We start from the raw sequence: 24710 nt of genomic DNA on the forward strand, positions 1-24710 counted from the left end.
TACAAATCCGACCCCTCAGGCTGGCAGACTGGGCCAGTGCACGAGACTGACCCCACGGACTTCCGACGCAGCCGCTCCATCGTCCCCGTCCTCGAGGTGCTCCCCGAGGCGGGATCGACGAACGATGTCCTGAGCGCCCGCGCGGGCGACCTCCCCGACCTCGCGGTGCTCGTGACCGACAACCAGACGGGGGGACGCGGACGGCTGGGACGCCAGTGGGTGACCCCGCCGGGCACGGCCCTGGCGATCTCCGTGCTGCTCAAGCCCGTCGGCCTCCCGCCTGCCTCGTTCGGCTGGTTCCCCCTCCTCGCGGGGCTCGCCATGAGCCGGGCGCTCGGCCGCTTCGTGCCCGGCGGGGTGCAGGTGAAGTGGCCCAATGACGTCCTGATCGAGGGGGACAAGGTCTGCGGCATCCTCGCCGAACTGCTCCCCGGGATGTCGGGGCTGGTGATCGGGGCAGGAGTGAACCTCGCGCAGACCCGCGAGGAGTTGCCGACCGACACCTCCACGTCGCTCGCCCTGGCCGGCGCACACGGTGTCGATCCGGATGCAGTGCTCTCGGCGTACCTCATCCAGCTCACCACCCTGTACCGCGACTTCCTGGCGGCAGGCGGCGACCCGCTGCGCAGTGCCCTGCGCGACGAGGTCGCAGAGGCCTGCCACACCATCGGCCGCTCGGTCCGTGTCCAGCTGCCGTCCGGTGAGGATCTGCTCGGCACGGCGGTGGGCATCGACGAGGACGGCCGGCTGATCGTGGAGTCGGAAACCGGCCGCACCGCGGTAGCGGCGGGCGACGTGACGCACCTGCGGTATTAATTGAGCATGAGCAGCACCATGGACGGGACTTCCGCTCAGCCCGCCCAGCCACCCGAGCGCGTGATCGCTCGACTGCGCTCCCACGCTCGCCGGCTGTTCTGGCCGAGCCTGGTGCTCATCGCGGTCTCGGGCGCCGTCGGCTTCTTCGTCGGCCGCGTCTCGCAGGTGTGGGAGATCGTGCTGCTGTGGTCGTCCGCGGCTGCCGTCGTTCTGCTGCTCTTCCTACTGCCACTGACCGCGTGGTTGAGCCGGCGCTACGTGATCACGAACAGGCGCCTGATCATCCGCCACGGCTTCTTCGTGCGCGTGCGGCAGGAGTTGCTGCACAGCCGCGGCTACGACGTGGCGATCCGGCGCACCTGGCTGCAGAGCCTCTTCCGCTCCGGCGACGTGTTGATCAACTCGGGGCTCGAGCATCCGGTCGTGCTGAAGGACGTGCCGAAGGCCGATCAGGTGCAGCGCGCGCTCTCCGAGCTCATGGACCACTCCCAGACGGTGGTGGCGGTGCGCCGTCAGCAGTCGGAGTCAGTCTCCGACGAGACCACGGTCTGGGGCACCCGCTAGCGGCGCACCGCTGATCGGCGCCTTCTCGCGGGTGCTTCGAGCCGGGACGTGCGCACCGGGGGAGATCGCGCCGCGACGGGCCGCCCGGGCCGCGCTGCGCTCGGGGGAGAAGACCCACCAGCGGTAGAACGCGAACCGGAAGACCGTGCCGAGCGCCAGGCCCACCACGTTGTTGGAGATGTTGTCGGCCAGGAGGCTCTGGTAGCCGAGCAGGTAGTGCGACACCCAGACGCAGAGCAGTGGGATGGCCATCCCGGCGAGGCTGACGATGAGGAACTCGATGCCCTCGCGCGTGGCGTTCTCGTTGCGGTTGCCCGAGAAGGCCCAGTAGCGGTTGCCGACCCAGTTGGTGCCGATGGCGACGAGGGTGGCGATCGCCGTCGAGAACAGCGTCTTGTGCGGCACGTTCACCAGCACCAGCACCATCAGGGCATTGAAGACCAGCAGATTGACCACGAAGCCCACAGCTCCGACCGCGCCGAACTTGATCAGCTGCGGGAGGAGCCGCGCTTTGTGCGCCGGCGTTCGGGTGTCGGTCGTCATGCCCCTGCCTGGAGATGCGGAAAGATGGTCAGTGCCTTCGTTACAGTACGCGGATCAGGTTTCGCGTTGCTGTGAGTCCCCCCGGCAAGCATGAAAAGTATCAGAGGAGCGGATTGCCCATGACGAGCAATATCATCGGAGTGATCGGCGGCGGCCAGCTGGCCCGGATGATGATCCCTCCGGCCGTCGAGCTGGGCATCGAGATCCGCGTGCTGGAAGAGGCGCCCGCCATGAGCGCCGACCTCGCGGCGACAGGAGTCGGCGACTACCGCGACCTCGACACCGTCCTCGCGTTCGCCGAGACGGTCGACGTCATCACCTTCGACCACGAGCATGTGCCTCAGGCGATCCTGCGGGAGCTCGTCTCGCGCGGCATCCCGGTGCACCCCGGCCCTGACGCCCTCCTGTACGCACAGGACAAGCTGCAGATGCGATCGAAGCTCAGCGAGCTGGGGCTGCCGGTGCCCGACTGGGCGGCGGTGGAGTCGGCCGACGAGCTTGGTGTGTTCCTGGCCGACCACGGCGGCCGCGCTGTCGTGAAGACGGCCCGCGGGGGATACGACGGCAAGGGCGTGCGCGTGGTGACGGACGCGAGCGGCGCGGACGACTGGTTCCTCGCGCTCGCCGAGGACGGCCGCGGCGGTGCGCTCCTCGTGGAGGAACTGGTGCCGTTCCGCCGCGAGCTCGCTCAGCTGATCGCCCGCCGGCCCTCCGGTGGGATGGCCGCGTGGCCGGTCGTCGAGACGGTCCAGCGCGACGGCGTCTGCGCCGAGGTGCTCGCGCCTGCTCCCGGCTCGTCGGGTCGTGTGGCGGAGGTCGCCGAGGAGATCGCGCGACGCGTGGCCGAGGGACTCGGTGTCACGGGCGTCCTCGCCGTCGAACTGTTCGAGACGACGGATGGGCGAGTGCTGGTGAACGAGCTGGCCATGCGGCCGCACAACAGCGGCCACTGGTCCATCGAGGGCGCCATCACGAGCCAGTTCGAGCAGCACCTGCGCGCCGTCCTCGACCTGCCGCTCGGGTCGACGGAGCCGCGCGCCGACTGGTCGGTGATGGTGAACATCCTGGGCGGGCCCTCTGAGGGCACTCTCCAGGACCGCTACCCGGCGGCGCTCGCTGCGCATCCCGAGGCCAAGTTCCACGGCTACGGCAAGCAGCCGCGGCCCGGCCGTAAGGTCGGTCACGTGACCGTCGTCGGCGGCGAGGACCTCGACGATGTGGTCTACCGCGCGCGGGCCGCCGCTGCGTTCTTCGAGGGGTAGGAGCAGAGGCCAGGAGCCTGCCTAGGAGCCCTTCGGCTTCGCCGTCGCCGGGTGCACGGCCTGCCGGACGAGCTGCTGGATCTGCGCGTAGTCCGGGTTCTCCGGGTGGATGGTCGGCGGGACGAGTTCGAGCTGCTGCACGGGCAGCTTCCGCGTCTTCATCCCGAGGTCGACGAAGTAGCCGAGCATCGACTGCGGGATGTCCGTCTTCATGACCTGAGCGCCGGCCGACGCGATTCCCTGGAACTTGGACACGACGTTCACCGGATTGACCTGCTTCAGGATGGCGTCCTGCAGCTCGCGCTGTCGTGCCATCCGGTCGTAGTCGCTCGAGCCGTGCCTGGCCCGGGCGTACCACTGGGCGTGGTACCCGTCGAGGTGCTGCTTGCCCGGCTCGATCCACTCCACGACGCCGTTGAGGTTCTCGTCGCCGCCGATCGGGATGCGGTCCTTCACCGTGATCTCGACGCCGCCGAGCGCATCCACCAGGTCGGCGAAGCCCTGCATGTCGATCAGCACGTAGTACTGGATCTTCAGCCCGGTCGCGCCCTCGAGGGCGTCCCGCATCGCCTCGATCCCGGGTTCGCTCTTGTCCTTCTTCGCGTTCGGGTAGAGGTCCGCCTTGTACAGCTCCACCTCGGTGTAGATCGAATTGAGCTGGCAGACATCGACGTCGCAGCGGCCGTCGTGGCCGTACCCGTCCGGGTACTCCTTGTGCAGCGGCGAGGAGGCGGGGAAGGGTACCGGGTCGAGGTCGCGTGGCAGACCGATGGTGACGGCCTGGCCGCTGTTCGCGTCGATGCTGACGATCGACATGCTGTCCGGGCGCAGTCCGTCGCGGTCGGGTCCGGCGTCGCCGCCGAGCAGCATGATGTTGTACCGCCCATCGACAGGAGGCTGCGAGGGACCGGCCGAGAAGATGTCGCCGAGCGCCCCGCGGGCAGAGCCTGCGACCATCGACGCGTAGCCTGCCGTGCCCGTGACGCCGACCAGCACGAGGACCGCGAACGCGGCGATCCAGCCGCGCGAACGCGGGGTGGTACGCACGAGACGCACCAGCCTCAGGGTGTCGAGCGTGAGGACGACCCAGAGCACTGCGTAGGCGATCAGCAGGGTCTGGACGAGGGTCAGGCTGCCGGTCTGGGTGAAGAGCGTGTAGATCGCGGAGGGCGCCACCAGATAGACGACGAGCGTGACGACGGCGAGCAGCCAGAGCAGAAGGGTCGCCAGCACACCGACCCGGCCCAGGATGCGGTTGCCTGCGACGACCTGCGCCGAGCCGGGCAGCAGCACGTTCATGGTGACGAGCCACCAGCCGCGCTTGGTCATCGTGTGCCGAGAGGTGGCGTCGGGGTGACGCAGCGGCGTGGCGATCGTCATGGCGCGGCTCTCACAGTCGGGCTTGCAGGGCCTGGTTCTTCTGCTCGACGCCCGCCTCGAGGTCCGCGGCGAAGCGGGCGAGCGCCGCCGTGAGCGACTCGTCGGAGGTCGCCAGGATCTTGACGGCCAGGAGTCCGGCGTTGCGGGCGCCCCCGATCGAGACCGTGGCGACGGGCACGCCGGCCGGCATCTGGACGATGGACAGCAGTGAGTCGAGCCCGTCGAGCCGCGCGAGCGGGACGGGCACACCGACGACCGGGAGGGTGGTGACCGCAGCGAGCATTCCGGGGAGGTGCGCGGCGCCTCCCGCCCCGGCGATGATCACGCGGACGCCGCGCCCAGCGGCCTCCTTGCCGAAGGCGATCATCTTCTCAGGAGTGCGATGCGCCGAGACGACCTCGACTTCGTGCGCGATTCCGAACTCGGTCAGGAGCCGCGAGGCGTCCTCCATGACCGACCAGTCGGAGTCGGAGCCCATGACGACGGAGACGAGCGGCGACGTTATTGCGGGCATAACGCACATGCTAGATCGAGGCCTGCGGGAGGCCATGCCCGCCACGCCGCGCCGCGGCCGTGCGGGCCGCATCGTCGACACGCGATGCCTGCCACCGCATCCAGTTGTCCCCTGAACAGGTCACAGGAACTGTTCAGGCCCCCTGGGTACCGTCGCCCCCTTATGACGGGTACAGGTGGAAACGTGGCAGACAAGACGAAACAGGCGACAGGCGGCCGGCTGGCCGCGCTGGACGGCCTGCGCGGCATCGCCGCGGGGGTCGTCCTGCTGCACCACGCCATGTACACGAATCCCGACTTCCCAGGGGCGCCGGGCAGCGGCACAGCGCCGACGGGGTCGGCGATGTGGTGGATCAGCTACACGCCGCTGAAGCTGTTCACGGCCGGCGTGGAGTCCGTCGTGGTGTTCTTCGTGCTGTCCGGTCTCGTCGTCACGCTGCCCGTCATCCGGCACCGCGACTTCGACTGGGTCGCCTACTTCCCGCGCCGTGCGGTGCGGCTGCTGGTGCCGGTGATGGCGTCCGTGGTACTCGCGGCGGTGTGGGTGATGGCCATTCCGCAGCGCTCGACGCAGCCCGACGGCACCTGGCTGAGCAACTCCTCGACGCCGAACTTCGGGTGGGAGTACATCCTCAAGGCCTGGGACCTGCTGGGCGGCGACGGACAGATCAACAACCCGCTGTGGTCGCTGCGCTGGGAGCTGATCTTCTCGCTCGCCCTGCCCGTCTTCGCCGTGGCCGCGCTGGCGGTGCGCAAGTGGTGGATCGGCGGCCTGGCCGCTGCCTGCGCGCTCACCTACCTGGGCGTCCACGCCGACTCCGGCGCCATGACGTACCTGCCGGCGTTCTTCGTCGGGGCCGTCATCGCGGTGCGCCTGGAGGCGGTGCGCAACGTCGCCGAACGCATCAACACGCACTGGTACCGCCACCCCCTGTGGGCGGGCCTCACCGTCGCCAGCCTCCTGCTGCTCATCGCCCCGTGGCTCGTCGGCCCGAATGTCGGCGAGATCCCCGAGCTGGAGCCGGCGCTGAAGGGACTGGTGCCGCTGGCCGCTGCCGGGCTCGTCGTCAGCGCCCTCGGCTGGAAGCCGCTCCGGGCGGTGCTCGAGACGCGGCCCATCCAGTTCTCGGGGACCATCTCGTTCAGCCTGTACCTCGTGCACGTGCCGATCCTGATCTTCAGCACGTACCTGTTCGCGGACCAGCCCTGGTACGTGGGACCGCTGTTCGGCATCCCGCTCGCAGTGCTCGTGGCGGTGGCCTTCACCTGGCTGATCGAAAAGCGCAGCCACGGCTGGTCGAAAGCCGCCGGCCAGTGGGCGTCCGACCGCTACCGCACCTGGTTCGGCCGTGAGGACGAGGCGGAGAAGGAGTCGGCGGAGCGCCGCGACGCCGGTGACCGGGCCAAGGAGCCTGCTCAGAGGTCGGCGTGAAGCTGCCACACCCGCTCGGCGGAGTCGCGCCAGCTGAACGCGCGAGCGCGGTCTGAGGCCAGCACGCCCAGCCGTGCGCTGAGTTCGGGGTCTGTGAGCACACGCCCGATGGCGGCCGCGAGGCGTTCCGCGAACGCGTCGTCGCCCTCGCCCGCGCCCGGACGTTCCACCACCAGGCTCGCGCCAGCCGCCACCTCGACGAGCGCCGGGTCGTCGGAGTGGATCACGGGAAGCCCGAATTTGAACGCCTCGACGATCGGCAGGCCGAAGCCCTCCCCGGAACTCGGGTAGACGAAGAGCGTCGCACGGTCGAGCGCCACGGCGAGGTCGGCGTCGTCGAGCCGGCCGAGGGCGCGCACGCGGTCCTCCGGCAGGCCTGCGGCGGCCGCGACGCCGGTGGCCGAGCGCTCCCCGACGCGGTCGACACCCGCGATCAGCAGCGGGATTCCCAAGGTTTCGGGTCGCGCGATCGCGCGAATGAGCGGAGCAAGACCCTTCCGCGGCTCGATCGTGCCCACGGTGAACGCGTAGCGCTCGGGCAGCCCTAGCCGCTTGGCACGCTCTTCCGCGTCAGGTGGCAGCCGGAGCGTGGTCGCCGGGGCTCCGCCGATCACCCGGATGCGGTCGCCGAAGTCGATGAAGTCGCTGAGCCGGTGCGCCACGGCGTGCGTGGGTACGACGACGGCGTCCGCGTGCTTCCGCGCGCGCTTCGCCATGGCCTTCGTCCAGATGGCCGCTGTCGGGCCGAGTGCCTCCGGGTGGGTCCAGGCGAGGGTGTCGTGGATGGTGACCGCGACCTGCTGATGCTCCTCCGCGTGTCCGTGGCGGCGCAGCGGGGCGAGCAGGGTCGGCGCGTGCAGCATCCCGGGCGGGCCTCCGACCGGGACACCCGACTGCCAGGCCAGCGTCAGCTCCCGGTGGGCGAGCGGAAGCCGCGTGACGGTGCCGACGCCCGGGAGCCTGTCACGCAGCTCCTGCACCTGCTGGTCGCTCACGTTCGAGACGATCGCCTCGACGTCGCAGTCGCGGGGAGCCGTCGCGATCAGCTGGCGGGTGAGTTCCTCCGTGTAGCGGCGCAGACCGCGGGGCGTGTCGCCGACCAACTCGTCGACGATCACTCGGAGGGTGGTCATGCTGCTCCCATCTAGTGCTCCTCGAACAGGCCGTCCTCAGTGGCGGCGGCCAGGGCATCCTCCCACGGTCGCATCGGCTCGAGACCCGCTCGCGCCCAGCCGTCGTGACCCAAGACCGAGTAGGAGGGCCGGGGGGCCGGCCGCAGGAAGGTCGAGCTGTCGGTCGGCTTGACTCGCTCGGGGTCGAGGCCGGCCTGGGCGAAGACGGCGCGGGCGAACTCGTACCAGCTCGCCTGCCCTGCGTTCGTCCCGTGGTAGATGCCCGCCGGTGCGTCGGCGTCGAGCAGCGCCACGATCTGCGCCGCGAGGTCGCCGGTCCAGGTCGGCTGGCCGAGCTGGTCGTCGACGACGCTGACGGTGTCGTGGCCGGCGGCGAGCTTCACCATGGTCTTGGCGAAATTCGGGCCGCCCGCCCCGTAGAGCCAGGCGGTGCGCACAATGAAAGTGCCGTCGGGATGCGCCGCGAGGGCCAGCTCCTCGCCGGCGGCCTTGCTGCGGCCGTACGCGTTGATCGGATCCCACGGGGTGTCCTCGGCGTACGGCTCGCTCGCGTGGCCGTCGAACACGTAGTCGGTGGACACGGTCACGAGGCGCGCCCCGTGGCGGGCCGCAGCGACCGCGAGGTTCTCGGTGCCGAGGGCGTTGATGGCGTAGGCCGCGTCTTCGTGCGCCTCCGCGTCATCCACCTTCGTGTAGGCGGAGGCGTTGAGGACGACGTCGTGGCCGGCCACCGCTGCGAGCACGGCCTCACGGTCGGTGACGTCGAGCTCCGCCCGGGCCAGCGCGGTGACGTCGCGGCCGGCCAGCGCCTTCTGGAGGTCCTGGCCGAGCATCCCGGCGGCGCCGGCGATCAGGTAGCGCATCAGTTGTCGAGCGCCGCGCGGGCCTTCAGCGGCTCCCACCATGCCCGGTTGTCGCGGTACCACTGGACGACGTCGGCGAGGCCCTGCTGGAACGGCACCAGCGGCTCGTAGCCGAGCTCCGACTGGATCTTGGAGATGTCGACCGAGTAGCGCAGGTCGTGGCCCAGACGGTCGGCGACGCGGTCGACGTACGACCAGTCCTTGCCGGTGGCGTCGAGCAGTAGCTGGGTGAGCTCCTTGTTGGTGAGCTCGGTGCCGCCACCGATGTTGTAGATCTCGCCGGCGCGGCCGTTCACCAGCACCATCGCGATGCCGCGGGTGTGGTCGTCGACGTGCAGCCAGTCGCGGATGTTGTTGCCCTCGCCGTACAGCGGGACATGCTTGTCGTCGATGAGGTTGGTGACGAAGAGCGGGATGACCTTCTCGGGGAAGTGGTACGGGCCATAGTTGTTCGAGCAGCGCGTGATCGACAGGTTGAGGCCGTGGGTGCGGAAGTAGCTGCGGGCAAGGAGATCCGAGCCGGCCTTCGACGCCGAGTACGGCGAGTTCGGCTCGAGCGGGCGGTCCTCCGCCCACGAGCCCTCGGCGATGGAGCCGTACACCTCGTCGGTGGAGACGTGCACGAAGCGCTTCAGGTTGTTGCGCAGCGCAGCGTCGAGCAGCTGCTGCGTGCCGAGGACGTTGGTCTCGACGAAGATGGATGCGTCGCGCACCGAGCGGTCGACGTGCGACTCGGCGGCGAAGTGGACGACGGCGTCGACTGTCGGGAAGAGCTCGTCGAGCAGGCCTCCGTCGCGGATGTCGCCCTTGATGAAGGTGTAGCGCGGCGAGTCGGCGACCGGCGCGAGGTTGGCGAGGTTGCCGGAGTATGTCAGCGCGTCGAGCACGACCACCTCAGCGCCCTCGAGGCCCGGGTAGGCATCCTGCAGGGTGCGACGGACGAAATTGGAGCCGATGAAACCGGCGCCACCAGTGACGAGAATCTTCATGAGGAGTCCAGGCTCTTTTCTGTCGGGAAACCGCCTGAGAGTCTACAGGTCACCGATTGGTAGACTCCCGTGGTGCAGATCCGTGAGCTTTCGATCCCCGACACCTACGAGATCACCCCTCGGCAGCATTCCGACGACCGTGGCCTCTTCTTCGAGTTCTACCGTTTCGATCGTCTCGAGGAGACCATCGGGCACTCGCTCGACCTGAAGCAGGGCAATACGTCCGTCTCCCGGCGCGGGTCCGTGCGCGGCATCCACTTCGCGGACATCCCGCCGAGCCAGGCGAAGTACGTGATGGCACCGCACGGCGCGGTGCTCGACTTCGTGATCGACATCCGCGTCGGGTCGCCGACCTTCGGAGCGTGGGACTCGGTGCTCCTCGACGACAAGGACCGACGCGCCATCTACGTCGCCGAAGGCGTCGGTCACTGCTTCGTCGCACTCACCGACGACGCGACGGTGAGCTACCTCGTCACCGATGCGTACAACCCGACCCGCGAGCACGGGATCAACCCGCTCGACGGTGACATCGCACTGGAGTTCCCCATCCCGGCCGACGAGCTGCTGCTCTCCCCGAAGGACACCGACGCGCCCGGCCTCGCGGAGGCGGCGGAGAGCGGGCTGCTCCCCACCTGGGACGACGCCCGGGCTTTCTACGCGTCCCTCGACAAGAAGTAAGGAATCCAGCACCTATGCGCGGAATCATCCTCGCCGGCGGCTCCGGCACGCGGCTGTGGCCCATCACCAAGGGCATCTCGAAGCAGCTCATGCCGATCTACGACAAGCCGATGATCTACTACCCGCTGTCGACCTTGATGATGGCGGGGATCAACGAGATCCTCATCATCACGACGCCGGAGTACAACGAGCAGTTCCGCGCCCTCCTCGGTGACGGATCGCAGCTCGGCATCCGCCTCGAGTACGCCGTCCAGCCGTCGCCCGACGGCCTGGCGCAGGCGTTCATCATCGGCGAGGAGTTCATCGGCGAGGAGTCCGTCGCCCTGGTCCTCGGCGACAACATCTTCCACGGCACGGGCCTCGGATCGTCGCTGCGTCAGCACAACGACATCGACGGTGCGCTGATCTTCGCCTACCAGGTGAGCAACCCGCGGGCGTACGGCGTCGTCGAGTTCGACGACGACTTCAAGGCGCTCTCGATCGAGGAGAAGCCCGTAGAGCCCAAGAGCTCGTTCGCGGTGCCCGGACTCTACTTCTATGACAACTCCGTCGTCGAGATCGCCAAGACCATCGAGCCGAGCGCCCGCGGGGAGCTCGAGATCTCGACGGTCAACGAGCGCTACCTCGATGCAGGCCGGCTCCAGGTCCAGGTGCTCGACCGCGGTACTGCATGGCTCGACACCGGCACCTTCGAGTCGATGATGCAGGCGTCCGAGTACGTGCGCGTCATCGAGGACCGGCAGGGCTTCAAGGTCGGCTGCATCGAGGAGGTCGCCTGGCGTGCCGGGTGGATCGATGACGCCGAGATGGCGGCGCTGGCGAGCCCGCTGGTCAAGAGCGGCTACGGGCGTTACCTGATGGGCCTGGTGGAGAGCTAGGGCCTGCGCGTCAGGAGCCACGCCCGGGCGGCGAGAGCGGCACGGAGCACGGCCCGAACGGGTGCGAGCAGCGGCCCCTGGTACTTGTTCGCAAGGAAGCGGTACGCACTCGCGTGGTGCACCCGCACCATCCTGCTGGACTCGGCCTGCGTCGACAGGCCGCCGACGTGGATGACCGAGGCCGTCGGCTCGTAGCGGTTGCGGAATCCGGCACGGCCGATCCGATAGCCGAGGTCGACGTCCTCGAAGTACATGAAGTACCCCTCGTCGAACCCGCCCAGTTCGTCGAAGACCGAGCGCCGGATCAGGAAGCAGGCGCCGGAGAGCCAGCCCACGTCGCGGGCACTGACCTGGTTCTCGGAGCGGTAGGCCTTCGTCCACGGGTTCGACGGCCAGATCCGGACGAACAGGGCGTGCCCGATCCCCGTGCGCAGGGAGGGGATGCGCCGGGCCGACGGGTACAGTGTGCCGTCCTCGTTGAGGATGCGTGGACCGACCGCTCCGATCGTCGGGTCCGCGTCGAGCCGCGCCCGCAGGGTCTCGAGCGCATCGTCCCCCACGAGCACATCGGGATTGCACACGAGGACAGCATCGACGGAGGACGGAAGCGACGCGACAGCACGGTTCACGGCGCCGCCGTAGCCGAGGTTCTCAGAGAGGGTGACCACCTGCGACCCATGCGTTCGCGCGATTCGCTCGGTCACTTCGATGTCGGAGGACGCATTGTCCGCGATGACGACGAGCACGCCGGCCCGGATCTCGTTGTCGAGCGACGACAGGAACGCGTCCAGCTGCCCGCTGGAGTTGTAGCTGACGGTCACGACGGCCGTCGCCTCAACTGATCCGAGCACCACATCAGGGTACTTCATGCCCGCTGGGGGATGCTCCCATGGGGGTGTGGGAAGATTGCCCTCGGCAGGCGACCAGCAACCGCGAACCAGAGCGAGACCGAGGAAGACGAAAAACGACGTGGCATCTGTAGGCAAACTCCTTTCTCGGGCCGTCGAACGGGGACCGCGCGTCATCGTCCGGAAGCTTCGGACAGGCTTTCTGATGCTGAAGAACCACGGTCTTCGCGCGACGACCGGATATCTCCGATCGAAGCTCGGACAGGTCACCGGCGCGCAGAAGCCGCGCCTCCTCGTCGACCTCGCTGACGCCGCTGCGGTCGACTGGACGCAGCTTCCCGACCGCATCCTCGATCCGATCACGGTCGTCGACCGTCCCTCGCACATCGCCTGGATCATGTCCCCACCAGGCAAGGAGAGCGGAGGGCACCAGAATCTCTTCCGCTTCATCAAATTCGCCGAAGACGCCGGGCATCGCTGCGACGTCTACCTCTACCACGCGGGGGAGGTCGCGGTAGACCTCCAGGTCGTGCGCGACATGCTCTCCGCGTCCGAGGCGTACCCGCACATCGAGGGCGACATCCGGGTGTGGGATCGCGCGACGGGAGTCGCCGACGGCACGGACGCCATCTTCGCGACCGGCTGGGAGACCGCGTACCCCGCGTTCCTCGATACGAGCCGGGCTCGCCGCTTCTACTTCGTTCAGGACTACGAGCCGCTGTTCTACCCGCTCGGCTCGGAGGCTCTCCTCGCCGAGAACACCTACCGATTCGGCTTCCACGGGATCACCGCTGGTGGCTGGCTGAAGCATAAGCTGCACGACGACTTCGGCATGTCGACCGACTCCTTCGATTTCTCCGTCGACCGCTCGCTCTACCGTTTCGAGAACACGGAACGTCGCAACGAGATCTTCTTCTACGCACGCCCGGTGACTCCGCGCCGGGCCTTCGAGTTCGGCCTCGTCGCACTCGAGGACTTCGCGCGGGAGCGGCCCGACGTGACGATCAACCTCGCGGGCTGGGATGTCTCGAACTGGGAGATTCCGTTCGAGTACAACAACCTGTCGAGTCTCCAGTTGAGCGAGCTCAACGCCGTGTACAACCGCTGCGCTGCGGGCCTCGTGCTCTCCCTCTCCAACATGTCCCTGCTGCCGCTCGAACTGCTCTCCAGCGGCGTCGTGCCCGTCGTCAACGACGGGCCGAACAACCGGATGGTCTCCGACAATCCGTACATCGAGTACGTGCCGGCGTCGCCGATCGCCATCGCCCGCAAGCTGGTGGAGGTCGTGGACCGGCCGGATGCCCCCGAGCACGCGCGCGTCATCGCCGAATCGGTCGCAGGCACCAGTTGGGCTGACTCTGGAAAGGCGTTCGTCGCCGCCTTCGAAAGGGTCATGCGTGGCTAGGGCGGTGGTCATCGGCGCGAACGGCTTCATCGGTTCGCACCTGGTCGACGGGCTGTCCGCCGCCGGTCACACCGTCCGCGCGTTCGACCGTTTCAGTTCGCGCCGGCCGACGTTCGCCGCGCCGGCCGAGACGCAGGTCGGCGAGTTCCTGAGCCGAGGGGACATCGAGGCGGCCGTCGCCGGACAGGACTACGTCTTCCACTTCCTGTCCACGACGACGCCCGCCACTGCGGAGTCTGACCCGACGCTCGACATCCGCACCAATCTCGCGCAGACCGTGGAACTGCTGGAGGCCAGTGTGCATGCTGGCGTCCGCCGGGTCTACTTCGCATCGACCGGCGGAGCCATCTACGGCGACCAGGGCAAGACCGTCTACTCCGAGAACGATCCGACGGCCCCCGCCTCCCCGTACGCCATCGGGAAGCTCGCGATCGAGCAGTACCTGCGCTTCTTCCGGGTCACGCACGGGCTGCAGTCGACCGCGCTCCGGATCTCCAATCCGTACGGGACTCGTCAGCATCCGAGTAAGAAGCAGGGTCTGATCCCGATCGCGCTTCGCCAGATTCTCTCCGGCAAGCCGGTCGTGCAGTTCGGCGACGGCACGATGGTGCGCGACTACATCTACGTGGAAGACCTCGTGCGCATGATCGTCCCGATGGTGGAGCGGGAACCCGAGCACGAGGTGTACAACATCGGCAGCGGCTCCGGCCATTCGGTCAACGAGGTCCTGGACGCGCTCCGCCGCGTGACGACGATTGATTTCGACATCGAGGAGCGCGACAAACCGGCGACCTTCGTCGACCACGTCGTGCTCGACGGGTCGCGCTACCGAAGCGAGTTCGGCGACGTGGACGTGACGGCTCTCGACGAGGGCATTCGCCGCACGTTCGCCGAAATGAAAGGGGAAAACCTGTGAGCGATGCTCCCATCGTCACGGTCGCCGTCCTCACCTACAACGGTGAGAAGTACATCGAGCGCATCCTGAAGAAGCTGCGGAAGCAGGACTTCGCCGAGCCCTTCGAGGTGCTCGTGATCGACTCGGGATCCACCGACCGAACGCTCGACATCGTGCGCTCGTTCCCCGAAGTCAGGCTCCACGAGATCCCCAATTCCGAGTTCGGCCACGGCAGAACCCGCAACCTCGCCGCAGAGCTCGCCCGTGGCGAGTTCGTCGCGTACCTCACCCATGACGCGGTTCCGAGCAACGCACACTGGATGAGCGAGCTCATCGACCCGTTCCGGCGTTTTCCCCAGGTGATGGCTGTGCTCGGAAAGCAAGTGGCGCGTCCGCGCGCCTTTCCCCTGCAGAAGTACGAGATCTATGGCATGTTCCGCCATCTCGGCCCGGATTTCGGGACGACTCTGTACTACGCGACGCCCGAACTGCTCAAGGACGAGGCGACCGTCAACGTGATGTCCTATTACTCGGACGTGAACTCCGCGGTCCGCCGGACGTTCATCCGCGACGTCATCCCCTACCGGGACGTCCGCTACGCGGAGGACCAGATGTTCGGTCACGACCTCATCATGGCCGGCTACACGAAGGCGTACGCCCCCCGCGCGATGGTCGAGCACTCCAACGATCTCACGCTGACCGAGTACAAGGACCGCATCTTCGACGAGACGGTCGGGCTGCGCCAGATCGGCACGAGCGATCTTCCGGTGATCAGCCGCACTGCGGTACTGCGGCACACGTTGCACGGGACGCTCGGGGACAGCGTGCGGATCGTTCGCGACCGCGCGTATTCTTGGAAGCGGAAGGCCTATTGGCTGACGATCAACCCGGCCTTCCACTTCCTGAAGTGGCGGAGCTATCGCCGTTCGGCCCTGGTCGACTTGGACGACCACGGCGCGATCACGGCCGGTTCGCTCGAGCATAAGCGCAAGCTGAAGCACGAGCGCTCGGGGGCACCCGCGTCGAAGTGACCCGAGGAGGGTCAGGACGGCGGCGGGCCTGACCTCAGCTGAGCTTCACCTGCGCTGCCCTGGCCTCGGCTCCGCTCGCCTCCACCTCGACAGAGGTCCGGAGTGCCAGGACACCGTTGCCGTAGTCGTCGCCCGGCACCTCGAAAGTGCCCGCCGGTGTGGCCAGGTCGTAGTTGCGGCCGGCCTTGTCGCCAAGACCCACATTGATCAGGTATTGGCCCGGGCCGAGCCGGATGTCCGGGATAGTGAACGACAGCTCGTGACGTCCGACACTCGTCGGGAGGGTGACATCGTCGAATGTCGTCATGTTGTAGAGGCGCATTCCGAGCGAGCTCTCGATCGAGAACCCGACCCCCCAGTCCTCCACCGGCTCGTTCACGTCGACGCCGAGGTGGGCGACCAGCCGGAGGCCGTTCTCGTCGACCGAAGTCTCCACGTCGAAGGAGCCGACCTCGAGGGCGAGCCTGCGGCGCGACCCGTCCGGGTTCTTGAGCACGGCCCTCCGCTCGTCCTCGTAGCCTTCGCGCAGGATGCGGATGCCCTCACCGGGGGCGCCGTCGTGCTGCACGCGGCCGCCGTCGAGCACGATGACGCGGTCGCAGAGCGAGCCGACCTGCTCGGCCGAGTGACTGACCAGGACGATCGTGCGGCCCTCATGCTGGAACTGGGCGATCTTCTCCATGCACTTCCGCTGGAACGGCTCGTCACCGACCGCGAGGACCTCGTCGACAAGCAGCAGGTCGGGATCGACATGGATGGCGACCGCGAAGGCGAGCCGCACGTACATCCCGGAACTGTAGAACTTGACCTGGGTGTCGATGAACTCGCCGATTCCGGAGAAGTCCACGATCTCGTCGAACTGCCGGTCCGTCTCGGCACGCGACAACCCCAGGATGGCAGCGTTGAGGTACACGTTCTCGCGACCGGTCAGGTCGGGGTGGAAGCCGGCGCCGAGCTCCAGGAGGGCGGCCATGCGGCCACGGCGGCGCACGGTGCCCGAGGAGGGCTGAACGATGCCGCCGATCACCTTCAGCAGCGTGCTCTTGCCCGAACCGTTGTGGCCGACGAGACCGACAGTGCTGCCGGTGCCGATGTCGAGGGAGATGTCGCGGAGGGCCCAGAAGTCGTCACGGTGCTGGCGGGAGCGGCGGAAGTTGACCACCCGTTCCTTGAGAGATTTCTCCTTGTGCATGACGAAGCGCTTGGAGACGTCGTGGACGCTGGCGATGATGGGGGAGGACATGGGGGTTTGTCTCAGAGCTCCTGGGCGAAATTACCCTGAAGCCGCGCGAAGACACGCTGCGCGAGCCACAGGAGGACGAGGCTGATGAGGAAGACGATCAGCAGGCGGAGTCCGAGCGCAGGAGGCCAGACCTGGGCCATCGGACCGGTGGCCGTGTCGCCTGCGGACCAGAGGGCGCGCTGCATGCCGAGGATCGCGATCGTGACGGGATTGGCCAGGTACAGCTGTTCCAGCCAGTTTCCCTGAAGGAGCTTGTGCACGAACGTGTACGAGTAGACGATCGGCGATGCCCAGAACAGGATGATGAGAGCGATCTCAACCAGGTGCTGGGCGTCGCGAAGATACACGTTCACGGCCGAGAGGAAGAGCCCGATCGCCGTGGAGAAGACCACCAGCGTGATGACGGCCGCCGGAGCGAGCAGCACGTCGGCATCCCAGTCGAACGGCACGGACGCCAGGAAGATGACGGCGAGCACCAGTACGACGGCCTGCACCAGGAAGTTGAATGCCGCGCCGCCGACGGAGCTCAGCGGGAAGATCTCCCGCGGGAGGTAGACCTTTTTGACGAGACCGGCGTTCGCCAGGATCGAGGTGGTGGAACTCTGCACGATCTCCGAGAAGAGCCCCCACATCGTGAGGCCGATGAAGACGAAGATCGCGAAGTCCGGGGTTGCGCGGGCGGCACCGAGGACCTGACCGATGGCCAGATAGTAGATGAGCAGCTGCGCGATGGGGCGGAACAGGCTCCACAGGAGGCCGAGCGAGCTGTCCTTGTACCGCGACTTGATCTCGCGCCGCGACAGAAGGCCGAGGAGCTGCCGGTGGTCCCAGACGTCCTTCCATGAGGCGCCGGCGCCGCGGAAGAGTCCTGAGCTCTGGCCGACAGCGACGAGGGGCTCGTCGGCGATCAGCGCAGCTCGGGCCTGCGCTTGGGTTGAAGTCATGGCGTACATCTTAACCCAGCGCACCTGAACGGCCGTCGGATGATGCCCCCCATAGTAGGGCGGCGCCGACCCGCCCCGGAGAGCCCCAGTGCCGATATCGTAGAAGGGCGACCCGAAACGCATCTCGAGCGACATTTGTCGTACCTTCCCCGACCAGGAGTCACGAATGAGCAGGATCGCACCATCCGTCGCGGCTGCGGCAGCCACGGCGTTCGTGGTGAGCGCCCTTCTCAGTGCGTGCACGGCGCCGGTCACCGATAGCCGCACCGATACGGGTGTGCTGGCATCCCCCACCCCGACGAAGACGGCATCGCCGGGTGCGGGAGACTCGACCGCCGCTGCTACCGAGGCCGTTCTGGTGGTCGCCGCCGTCGACGCCGACGGCAGAAACGTGACCGCCTCCGGCTACGTGCAGGGAGTCGTGACGGATCAGGGCACGTGCGTGTTCACGTTCTCGCGGAACGGATCGTCGTTCACCGTGGATCACGAGGCCACTCCCGACAGGTCGACGACGTCATGCGGAACGGTCCAGGTCCCCATCGCCTCATTCCAGCGCGGCGCCTACGAGGTGACCGTGGGGATGACTGTCGGGGGCGCGCCCTCCACGTCACCGTCGACGACCCTGGTGATCCCGTGAGCCGCCGCGCGCTGGTCGCCGTCGTCGGCGCAATCGCCCTCGCACTTGCCGTGCTGTCGCCGGTCGCGCCGATCGGACCGCAAGCTCAGGCTCCCGCGGCCGCGGCCGACGGGCGGCAGTTCGACGCGGGCAACATCATCAGCGACGCCCTGTTCTACGACGGGGGCGCCATGACCGCCGGCCAGGTGCAGACGTTCCTCTCGTCCAAGGTGTCGACGTGCGTCGCGGGCTACACCTGCCTCAAGGACTATCGGCAGTCGACATCCACCAAAGCGGCGGTGGACTACCGCTGCAGCGCGTACACCGGAGCTGCCAACGAGTCGGCCGCGACCATCATCGCGCGGGTGGGGGCGGCCTGCGGGATCAGCCAAAAGGTGCTGATCGTCCTGCTCGAGAAGGAGCAGAGCCTCGTCTCGGACACCTGGCCTACCGCCAACCAGTACCAGAAGGCGACTGGCTACGCCTGCCCAGACACTGCGGCGTGCGACAGCCAGTACCTCGGCTTCTTCAACCAGGTGTACAACGCGGCCCTCCAATTCAAGCGGTACGCGGCAAGCCCCACCAGCTGGAACCACGTGGCAGGGCGCGTGAACGCGATCCGCTACAGCCCGAACGCGGCCTGCGGCTCCTCTAACGTCTACATCCACAACCTGGCGACGGCCGGGTTGTACAACTACACGCCCTACCAGCCGAACGCCGCGGCTCTGAACAATCTCTACGGGACCGGCGACGGCTGCAGCGCGTACGGCAACCGCAACTTCTGGCGGATCTACACCGACTGGTTCGGCCCGACGACCGCGGGTAGCTCGCTGCTGCGCAGCACATCGAACGCAACGGTCTACATCATCTCGGGTACGGCCAAGTATCCGATCGCCAGCCAGGCGATCCTCACCGCCTATGCCCCCCTGGGACCGATCGGCTACGTGTCCCAGAGCTACCTCGACTCGTTCAGCACCGCGCAGGTGGCCGGCCGGGTCATGCGTTCGCCCGGCGGCACCATCTACTTCACCGACGCCAGCATCAAGCTGCCGTTCAGTTCGTGCGGACTCGTCGCCGACTACGGCGGGCAGTGTGCAGCCAACGGCTACGTCGAGCTGACGGACGACCAGCTCTCCGCCTTCGCCACAGGACCCGCGATGGGACCGGTTCTCGGCACCACGGCTGGAGCGCGCTACTACATCACGCAAGGGACCAAGCGGGAGATACTGGACTCCGCGTCGCAGGCGGCCGCCGGTCTCCCCGGGGGGTACAACGTGCTGACCGAGGACGCGGTCGCCGGGCTGACGCTCGGTGCGCCGATCGTGCGGGATGGGGTGTACGCGGCGCAGCGCGGCTCGTCCGCCTACGCGTACCTCGGCAACGGCCTGCGGTACCCGGTCGCCGCCGGCACCGTCGCGGCAGCCCAGGTGGTCAGCCGATCCACCGGGTCGCTCTCCAGCGCCAGCCTCGCGAAGATCCCAGCTGCTCCGACGGCATTCGCGGGGATCGTGTCCGTGGCGGGATCGCCGGATGTCTCGGTCCTCGCCGACGGCGGGCGCCTGGTCTGGAAGGCAGCTGGGGCGACGCTCACCCCCGTCCCGGTACCGCAGGCGTTCCTCGGCACCTACCCGAGCAAGGGCACGATCGCCGCCGGATCCAGTGTCAAGACGGCCGGCTCGGCCACCGTCTACCTGGTGATGAGCGACAAGCTCCTCCCTGTCGGCGCCTGGGAGTCGCTCGTCGCGTTGTCGGCGAACGGCACACCTGTGATCACGACCGTCCCAGACGCGGTCGTCGCAGCCATGCCGAAGGGGCCGGTGGCGCTCACGACGAACACGCTGGTGAGGTCGGCCAGCGATGCGACCGTGTACCTGATCAACGGCGTCACGAGCAAGGTCGCGATGTCGAACTTCGCCTACGCGACGGAAGCGGGCATCACCGCGTTCAGCTACACCACCCAAGCGCGGATCGATGCCTATCCGCGCGCCTCGACCCTTCTCGGATTCGGGCTGACGTGCGGCACCACCGACTACGTCAGCGCGGGCGGGAGCGTGCACAAGCTCGACCCGACGCTCAAGGCGTTGTACCCGTTCAGCTATGTCCCGCTCGACACGTACACCTGCCGCCTGCTCAAGGCGGGCGCGCCGGCGTCCAGCTTCATCCGCACGCCGGATGGCTCGATCTACCTCCTCGACGGGGGGAAGAAGCGGCCGATCGGCAGCATCCAGCGTTACCAGGAGCTGAGCAAGGGCGCCGGGTATCTCAACGTGCATCCACTGTTCGCCGCAGCGATTCCCACTGGACCCGCTGCCTGACACCGGAGGCCCGGAACTGCGTCGATCGATCGCACCTCGCGCCGATGCTGCGACGGCACACCGTAGGATTGACGGGCTCGTGCTGTGCAGGAAATCGGGAGTCACCAATACATGAAGATCGCGGTAGTCGCGCTGGGGAAGATCGGCCTCCCCCTGGCTGTCCAGTTCGCCTCGAAAGGCCACGAGGTGGTCGGTGTCGACGTCAGCTCGACCGTCGTCGACCTCGTCAACGCCTCGACTGCGCCGTTCCCGGGTGAGGCGGGACTGGATGACAAGCTCGTCGACGTGGTGCGTTCCGGTGCGCTCCGGGCGACCTCCGACTACGCCGACGCCATCCCCGACGCTGATGCGGTGGTGATCGTGGTGCCGTTGTTCGTCGACAGCGACGCGCGCCCCGACTTCGCGTGGATGGACTCGGCGACCGAATCCGTCGGTCGCCACCTGACCCCCGGCACGCTGGTGTCCTACGAGACGACCCTTCCGGTCGGAACGACCCGCGAACGGTGGGCACCCCGACTGGAGGCCGTCTCGGGGCTCGTCGAGGGCAGCGACTTCGATGTCGTCTTCTCACCGGAACGTGTGCTCTCCGGCCGCATCTTCGCCGATCTCCGCAAGTATCCCAAGCTCATCGGCGGCCTGAGCGAGCACGGCGCCCGTCGGGCCACCGAGTTCTACGAGGCCGTGCTCGACTTCGACGAGCGCGCCGATCTGGCGCGCCCCAACGGCGTCTGGGATCTCGGCTCGGCAGAGGCCGCGGAGTTCGCCAAGCTGGCCGAGACGACCTATCGCGACGTGAACATCGGTCTCGCCAACCAGTTCGCCCAGTACGCCGAACGCGCCGGAATTGACGTCTACAACGTGATCGAGGCGTCCAACTCGCAGCCGTACAGCCACATCCACCGGCCCGGTATCGCGGTCGGCGGCCATTGCATCCCGGTCTATCCGCGGCTCTACCTGTGGAACGACCCGGGCGCGACCATCGTCAGCGCCGCACGACAGGCCAACGCCGGAATGCCCGTCCACGCGGTCGGCATGCTCGAGGGCGCCTACGGAGACATCCGCGGCGCACGGGTCGCCGTCTTGGGGGCGGCGTACCGGGGCGGAGTGAAGGAGACCGCGTTCTCCGGCGTCTTCCCCCTGGTAGAGGCTCTGGCCGCCCGCGGCGCCGTGCCGGTCGTCCACGACCCGCTCTACTCGGACGACGAGCTTCGGGCGCTCGGATTCAGTCCGTACAGCCTCGGCGAACCGGTCGACGCCGCCATCGTCCAGACCGATCATGCCGCGTACCGCGAGCTCGGGCCCTCCGACCTCCCGGGCATCGCGGTTCTGATCGACGGACGCCGCGTGAGCTCTGCGGATGCGTGGCCGGGCGTGCTCTACCGAGTCATCGGCGTCGCCGCCTGATGGGCGCCCTGCTGGGGCGGATCGGCGGATCGACATGGCTTTCGGGTCTCTTCGTCTTCGCCGGGCTCTTCGTCCTTTCCGCCACCTGGGCGGTCTCCACCCCGCTGAGCGCGAGCCCGGATGAACCGGCCCACATCATCAAGGCGGCAGCCGTCGTTCGCGGTGAACTCATCGGCACAGCGACCGAGCGCTCCGGATTCACTCAGGTCACGGTTCCGGAGGGCATCGCGAAGGCGTGGTCGTGGACCTGCCCCGCCTATCACCCAGAGACCTCCGCCGTCTGCATGGGAACGATCAGCGGAGGATCGTCCCAGCCGACCGCCGTCGAGACATCCGCAGGGCTCTACAACCCGGTCTACTACGTGCTCGTCGGCTGGCCGACCCTGATCACGAGCCACTCGTTCGCGGCGGTCTTCGCGATGCGTCTCCTCACCGCGCTGATCTGTTCGGCCCTCTTCGCGGTGGCGATCAGCGCCCTCTTCGCGCTCCGGCGTTCGGCGGTGACCGGGTTCGCCGCGCTCGCGATCCTGACACCGACGACGGTCTTCCTCAGCGGATCGGTCAACCCCAATGCGGTCGAGATCGCGGCAGGAGCCGCACTCCTCTCGCTCCTGCTCCTCCTCGTTCGCGGACCGGCGCTCCCACGGCCCGAGCCTGCACTCGCTCTGGTGGCCGTCAGTGGTGTGCTGCTCGCCAACGCCCGGGGCCTCTCACCCTTGTGGATGGCGATGATCGCGGTGATCGCGATCGTCGCCGCCGAGCCCGGCCGCATCCGTCTGCTGTTCCGGAGCGCGGCATCGTGGATCGTCCTTGCGATCTTGGCGGTCGGAGCGGGCTTCGCCGTCTGGTGGATCCTCATGACGAACACGTTGACCAGTTTGGGCGAGTTCGCCGGGACGGGAGTCAGCCCCCCGCTCGCGTTCGTCACCATGCTGTCCGACAAGTCTCTCGACCCGGGCATCATCGGTCTGTTCGGGTGGCTCGACACCCCGGCGCCCGAATACGTCTATCTGCTCTGGTCGTTCCTGGCCCTGGGCACGGTGCTCGGCGCGCTCGTGGTGGCGCGCGGCCGCCTGCTGGCCGCGGTGATCGTCGCCATCGCCGGATTCTTCCTCGTCCCTGCGACCGTGCAGGCCATGGCGGTGCAGCGCAGCGGTTACATCTGGCAGGGCCGCTACTCGCTTGTCGCCTACGCCGCGGTCCTGGTGATCTCGGCGGTGGCCATCGTGCTCTCGCGGCGACCAGGGGTGGCGGTACCGGCGGCCCTGCGGGTGCGTGCGGTCATCCTCGTCGGTATCCTGGCGGCCGTCGGCCAGGCGGCTGCCGTCGCGTGGACGCTCCGCCGCTATGCCGTCGGCATGGACGGTTCCTGGCTCTCGTTCCTCCGGCATCCCAGCTGGCACGCACCCGGATCGAATCTGATCTGGATCGCCTTCGCCCTCGTAGGCGCGGCCGGCATCAGCTGCGCCTGGATCGTCCGCAGCCGCGCCGAGAGCACGGCCTCAGGCCTGGCCGCCGCCGAAGGGAACCCCTCGCCTCACTTGAACACGGGCGAGAACACCAAAATAATGCAATAGACGATGGCCGGGTACGCGACGAGCAGGATCATCGCGAGTCTGCTCCGGACGATGAGCCCGGCCGACAGCAGGAACGCCGGCAGCAGGGCCGTCCCGTATCGCGGTGGGATGGGGAAGTACGTCTTCTGCACGTCGAGTGCGATCGCGAGCAGCGGAGCGCCCAGGATCGCCAGCGCGGCGATCGAATACACCAGCGTGGAGTTCGCGCGTCGCCAGGTGTAGATCGCGACCGCCCCGACGACGCCGCCGATCGTGATCCACGAGAGCGGCTCCACGATGAAGGGCGGGATGGGCAGCCCCAGAGCGGTCTGTCCGGTGATGTTGACGTTGGAGATCACAGTGCCGGGCAGGAAGTTGACGAACTGCGAGCCGAGATCCTTGAGCGACATCCGGCCCGTCACCCCCTGATTCGCGGCCGGTCCCACGGCGATGGCGGCCCGGAAGGCCAGCCAGCCAACCTCGACGATGAGGGCCGCGATCGCGCTGCACGCGGCGATCATCAGGTATCCGTCCACACCCCGTCCCCCGAGTGCCTCCCGCCACGAGAAGCCGCGACGACGCGGTCTCTCCCGTATTCGGCGGGCGACGAATTCGAGCACGAGCCACAGCGTCACGAGCAGCACCGCCAGGATGCTCGTGATCTTGAACAGCGTCGCGACCGCTGCGATCAGAGGCAACCACCAGCCCGACCACTGCCCTCGCACGTACTTGATGGCTGCGATCAGCATGAACGCTCCCAGGGCGAGCACCGGAGCGTCGGTACTGACGAAGGTGAACGTCCACCATGCGAAGGGCGATGCGATCACGGCAAGACCGAGCCCGAAGACGATGACCGGTCTGATCCTCATCAGGCGGAGCAGCCAGGAGAAGAGCACCATGCCGCCGGCCAGCCAGAATGGACCGGTGAAGCGCGCCGCCTCGAGGAGCGAGACGCCCGTGACGAGCTGGATCGCCTTTGCGCCCGCCCAGGTCATCACGAAGTAGAGCGGCGTGTACGCATCAGCGGAGGTGATGCCGGCCTGCGGGAACTTATCGAGGTGTGCGGAGTAGTCCGACCCGCATTTCGGCCCCATGGGGCCGTACGCGCGCACGCCGACGCAGGCCATGTGCTCAAGGGCTTGCGGCCCGATCTCCTGACCGCGCGGCATGAACACCTGCCCGGGGAGTTTGTCGAGGTAGTCCGAATAGACCCACTCGTCGATGGGCGAGAGCGCCTGAGTGTGATGAGCGGTGACCGTGAACCCCAAGACCAACGACGCGAATACGAGCGCGAGCGGCACCCAGCGCCTGTAGGCAGCGGCGAGAAAACGGCGGCCCAGCGGTATCCGGACGGTGGCGCCTTCGCTTGCGTTCTTCAGGTCAGCGCGCCGAATCCTCGCCT

The 24710-nt window shown here is 67.9% G+C and carries 23 protein-coding genes; 13 read left to right on the top strand and 10 right to left on the bottom strand.

The features are described from left to right. Positions 1-36: 36 nt before the first annotated feature. A complete protein-coding gene (locus tag AB7E03_RS17960) occupies positions 37-816 on the top strand; it encodes a biotin--[acetyl-CoA-carboxylase] ligase (protein WP_489942671.1) in 780 nt (259 codons plus the stop codon). Positions 817-822: 6 nt separating this feature from the next. Further along, positions 823-1380, top strand: coding sequence for a PH domain-containing protein (locus AB7E03_RS17965; protein ID WP_489942672.1), 558 nt, complete (start codon positions 823-825; stop codon positions 1378-1380). Here AB7E03_RS17965 and AB7E03_RS17970 read toward each other — a convergent pair. Beyond that, positions 1342-1923, bottom strand: coding sequence for a GtrA family protein (locus AB7E03_RS17970; protein WP_489942673.1), 582 nt, complete (start codon positions 1921-1923; stop codon positions 1342-1344). The genes AB7E03_RS17965 and AB7E03_RS17970 overlap by 39 nt on opposite strands. A gap of 119 nt (positions 1924-2042) precedes the next feature. Here AB7E03_RS17970 and AB7E03_RS17975 point away from each other — a divergent pair, with 119 nt between their 5' ends. Then, complete coding sequence (locus AB7E03_RS17975; protein WP_489942674.1) at positions 2043-3185, top strand: 5-(carboxyamino)imidazole ribonucleotide synthase; 1143 nt, start codon at positions 2043-2045, stop codon at positions 3183-3185. Between the two features lie 21 nt (positions 3186-3206). Here AB7E03_RS17975 and AB7E03_RS17980 read toward each other — a convergent pair whose 3' ends face one another. Both AB7E03_RS17980 and purE read right to left on the bottom strand, forming a co-directional pair. Next, positions 3207-4565, bottom strand: a complete 1359-nt coding sequence (locus AB7E03_RS17980; RefSeq protein WP_489942675.1) for an LCP family protein — start codon at positions 4563-4565, stop codon at positions 3207-3209. A gap of 10 nt (positions 4566-4575) precedes the next feature. Further along, complete coding sequence (purE, locus tag AB7E03_RS17985) at positions 4576-5079, bottom strand: 5-(carboxyamino)imidazole ribonucleotide mutase (RefSeq protein ID WP_489942676.1); 504 nt, start codon at positions 5077-5079, stop codon at positions 4576-4578. Between the two features lie 183 nt (positions 5080-5262). On the opposite strand from purE, the gene AB7E03_RS17990 reads away from it, so the two are divergent. Beyond that, positions 5263-6510 carry an acyltransferase family protein gene (locus tag AB7E03_RS17990; RefSeq protein ID WP_489942677.1) on the top strand — a complete coding sequence of 416 codons (1248 nt, stop codon included), beginning with the start codon at positions 5263-5265 and terminating at the stop codon, positions 6508-6510. Here the strand turns inward: AB7E03_RS17990 and AB7E03_RS17995 are convergent. Genes AB7E03_RS17995 through rfbB form a run of 3 tightly spaced genes read right to left on the bottom strand, consistent with a single transcriptional unit; the run spans position 6495 to position 9495 of the window. Continuing rightward, positions 6495-7643, bottom strand: a complete 1149-nt coding sequence (locus AB7E03_RS17995; protein ID WP_489942678.1) for a glycosyltransferase family 4 protein — start codon at positions 7641-7643, stop codon at positions 6495-6497. The two genes, AB7E03_RS17990 and AB7E03_RS17995, sit on opposite strands and share 16 nt — an antisense overlap. 11 nt (positions 7644-7654) lie before the next feature. Further along, entirely contained in the window at positions 7655-8506 is an 852-nt protein-coding gene (rfbD, locus tag AB7E03_RS18000) for a dTDP-4-dehydrorhamnose reductase (RefSeq protein ID WP_489942933.1), read from the bottom strand. Continuing rightward, entirely contained in the window at positions 8506-9495 is a 990-nt protein-coding gene (rfbB, locus tag AB7E03_RS18005) for a dTDP-glucose 4,6-dehydratase (RefSeq protein ID WP_441783826.1), read from the bottom strand. Before rfbB ends, rfbD begins: the two co-directional genes overlap by 1 nt. 72 nt (positions 9496-9567) lie before the next feature. Here rfbB and AB7E03_RS18010 point away from each other — a divergent pair, with 72 nt between their 5' ends. Together AB7E03_RS18010 and rfbA are read left to right on the top strand one after the other, a co-directional pair. Further along, positions 9568-10173: a dTDP-4-dehydrorhamnose 3,5-epimerase family protein gene (locus AB7E03_RS18010; RefSeq protein WP_489942679.1), complete on the top strand. Its 606-nt coding sequence runs from the start codon at positions 9568-9570 to the stop codon at positions 10171-10173. Between the two features lie 14 nt (positions 10174-10187). Beyond that, entirely contained in the window at positions 10188-11051 is an 864-nt protein-coding gene (gene rfbA / locus AB7E03_RS18015) for a glucose-1-phosphate thymidylyltransferase RfbA (RefSeq protein ID WP_489942680.1), read from the top strand. On the opposite strand, the gene AB7E03_RS18020 is transcribed toward rfbA, so the two are convergent. Then, a complete protein-coding gene (locus tag AB7E03_RS18020) occupies positions 11048-11920 on the bottom strand; it encodes a glycosyltransferase family 2 protein (RefSeq protein ID WP_489942681.1) in 873 nt (290 codons plus the stop codon). The two genes, rfbA and AB7E03_RS18020, sit on opposite strands and share 4 nt — an antisense overlap. A 184-nt stretch (positions 11921-12104) precedes the next feature. On the opposite strand from AB7E03_RS18020, the gene AB7E03_RS18025 reads away from it, so the two are divergent. The 3 genes from AB7E03_RS18025 to AB7E03_RS18035 are packed head-to-tail and all read left to right on the top strand — an operon-like array spanning position 12105 to position 15230. Beyond that, positions 12105-13304: a rhamnosyltransferase WsaF family glycosyltransferase gene (locus AB7E03_RS18025; protein ID WP_489942682.1), complete on the top strand. Its 1200-nt coding sequence runs from the start codon at positions 12105-12107 to the stop codon at positions 13302-13304. Further along, positions 13297-14220, top strand: coding sequence for an NAD-dependent epimerase/dehydratase family protein (locus AB7E03_RS18030; RefSeq protein WP_489942683.1), 924 nt, complete (start codon positions 13297-13299; stop codon positions 14218-14220). The genes AB7E03_RS18025 and AB7E03_RS18030 overlap by 8 nt, the downstream gene beginning before the upstream one ends. Beyond that, positions 14217-15230 carry a glycosyltransferase family A protein gene (locus AB7E03_RS18035; RefSeq protein ID WP_489942684.1) on the top strand — a complete coding sequence of 338 codons (1014 nt, stop codon included), beginning with the start codon at positions 14217-14219 and terminating at the stop codon, positions 15228-15230. The genes AB7E03_RS18030 and AB7E03_RS18035 overlap by 4 nt, the downstream gene beginning before the upstream one ends. Before the next feature lie 34 nt (positions 15231-15264). Here AB7E03_RS18035 and AB7E03_RS18040 read toward each other — a convergent pair whose 3' ends face one another. Both AB7E03_RS18040 and AB7E03_RS18045 read right to left on the bottom strand, forming a co-directional pair. Continuing rightward, entirely contained in the window at positions 15265-16473 is a 1209-nt protein-coding gene (locus AB7E03_RS18040; protein WP_489942685.1) for an ABC transporter ATP-binding protein, read from the bottom strand. 11 nt (positions 16474-16484) lie between these two features. After that, positions 16485-17417 (bottom strand): ABC transporter permease, encoded by a 933-nt coding sequence (locus AB7E03_RS18045; RefSeq protein ID WP_489942686.1) that lies wholly within the window; start codon positions 17415-17417, stop codon positions 16485-16487. Positions 17418-17583: 166 nt separating this feature from the next. Between AB7E03_RS18045 and AB7E03_RS18050 the strand changes: the two genes are divergently transcribed. The 4 genes from AB7E03_RS18050 (at position 17584) to AB7E03_RS18065 (ending at position 23329) form a co-directional block, all read left to right on the top strand. After that, a complete protein-coding gene (locus AB7E03_RS18050; protein WP_489942687.1) occupies positions 17584-18054 on the top strand; it encodes a hypothetical protein in 471 nt (156 codons plus the stop codon). Next, complete coding sequence (locus AB7E03_RS18055; RefSeq protein WP_489942688.1) at positions 18051-20348, top strand: hypothetical protein; 2298 nt, start codon at positions 18051-18053, stop codon at positions 20346-20348. The genes AB7E03_RS18050 and AB7E03_RS18055 overlap by 4 nt, the downstream gene beginning before the upstream one ends. 111 nt (positions 20349-20459) lie before the next feature. Beyond that, positions 20460-21752, top strand: coding sequence for a nucleotide sugar dehydrogenase (locus tag AB7E03_RS18060; RefSeq protein ID WP_489942689.1), 1293 nt, complete (start codon positions 20460-20462; stop codon positions 21750-21752). After that, positions 21752-23329: a DUF2142 domain-containing protein gene (locus AB7E03_RS18065; RefSeq protein ID WP_489942690.1), complete on the top strand. Its 1578-nt coding sequence runs from the start codon at positions 21752-21754 to the stop codon at positions 23327-23329. Before AB7E03_RS18060 ends, AB7E03_RS18065 begins: the two co-directional genes overlap by 1 nt. Here AB7E03_RS18065 and AB7E03_RS18070 read toward each other — a convergent pair. After that, complete coding sequence (locus tag AB7E03_RS18070) at positions 23290-24609, bottom strand: hypothetical protein (protein WP_489942691.1); 1320 nt, start codon at positions 24607-24609, stop codon at positions 23290-23292. The two genes, AB7E03_RS18065 and AB7E03_RS18070, sit on opposite strands and share 40 nt — an antisense overlap. Between the last annotated feature and the right edge of the window lie 101 nt (positions 24610-24710).

It is taken from the genome of Leifsonia sp. RCC_180, assembly GCF_058138205.1.

Excerpts from the sequence above, each read along its gene's own strand:
- AB7E03_RS17965 (WP_489942672.1), top strand. The coding sequence starts at position 823 with ATGAGCAGCACCATGGACGGGACTTCCGCTCAGCCCGCCCAGCCACCC.
- AB7E03_RS17970 (WP_489942673.1), bottom strand. The coding sequence starts at position 1,923 with ATGACGACCGACACCCGAACGCCGGCGCACAAAGCGCGGCTCCTCCCG.
- AB7E03_RS17975 (WP_489942674.1), top strand. The coding sequence starts at position 2,043 with ATGACGAGCAATATCATCGGAGTGATCGGCGGCGGCCAGCTGGCCCGG.
- AB7E03_RS17980 (WP_489942675.1), bottom strand. The coding sequence starts at position 4,565 with ATGACGATCGCCACGCCGCTGCGTCACCCCGACGCCACCTCTCGGCAC.
- purE (WP_489942676.1), bottom strand. The coding sequence starts at position 5,079 with ATGCCCGCAATAACGTCGCCGCTCGTCTCCGTCGTCATGGGCTCCGAC.
- AB7E03_RS17995 (WP_489942678.1), bottom strand. The coding sequence starts at position 7,643 with ATGACCACCCTCCGAGTGATCGTCGACGAGTTGGTCGGCGACACGCCC.
- rfbD (WP_489942933.1), bottom strand. The coding sequence starts at position 8,506 with ATGCGCTACCTGATCGCCGGCGCCGCCGGGATGCTCGGCCAGGACCTC.
- rfbB (WP_441783826.1), bottom strand. The coding sequence starts at position 9,495 with ATGAAGATTCTCGTCACTGGTGGCGCCGGTTTCATCGGCTCCAATTTC.
- rfbA (WP_489942680.1), top strand. The coding sequence starts at position 10,188 with ATGCGCGGAATCATCCTCGCCGGCGGCTCCGGCACGCGGCTGTGGCCC.
- AB7E03_RS18020 (WP_489942681.1), bottom strand. The coding sequence starts at position 11,920 with ATGAAGTACCCTGATGTGGTGCTCGGATCAGTTGAGGCGACGGCCGTC.
- AB7E03_RS18025 (WP_489942682.1), top strand. The coding sequence starts at position 12,105 with ATGCTGAAGAACCACGGTCTTCGCGCGACGACCGGATATCTCCGATCG.
- AB7E03_RS18040 (WP_489942685.1), bottom strand. The coding sequence starts at position 16,473 with ATGTCCTCCCCCATCATCGCCAGCGTCCACGACGTCTCCAAGCGCTTC.
- AB7E03_RS18045 (WP_489942686.1), bottom strand. The coding sequence starts at position 17,417 with ATGACTTCAACCCAAGCGCAGGCCCGAGCTGCGCTGATCGCCGACGAG.
- AB7E03_RS18050 (WP_489942687.1), top strand. The coding sequence starts at position 17,584 with ATGAGCAGGATCGCACCATCCGTCGCGGCTGCGGCAGCCACGGCGTTC.
- AB7E03_RS18060 (WP_489942689.1), top strand. The coding sequence starts at position 20,460 with ATGAAGATCGCGGTAGTCGCGCTGGGGAAGATCGGCCTCCCCCTGGCT.
- AB7E03_RS18065 (WP_489942690.1), top strand. The coding sequence starts at position 21,752 with ATGGGCGCCCTGCTGGGGCGGATCGGCGGATCGACATGGCTTTCGGGT.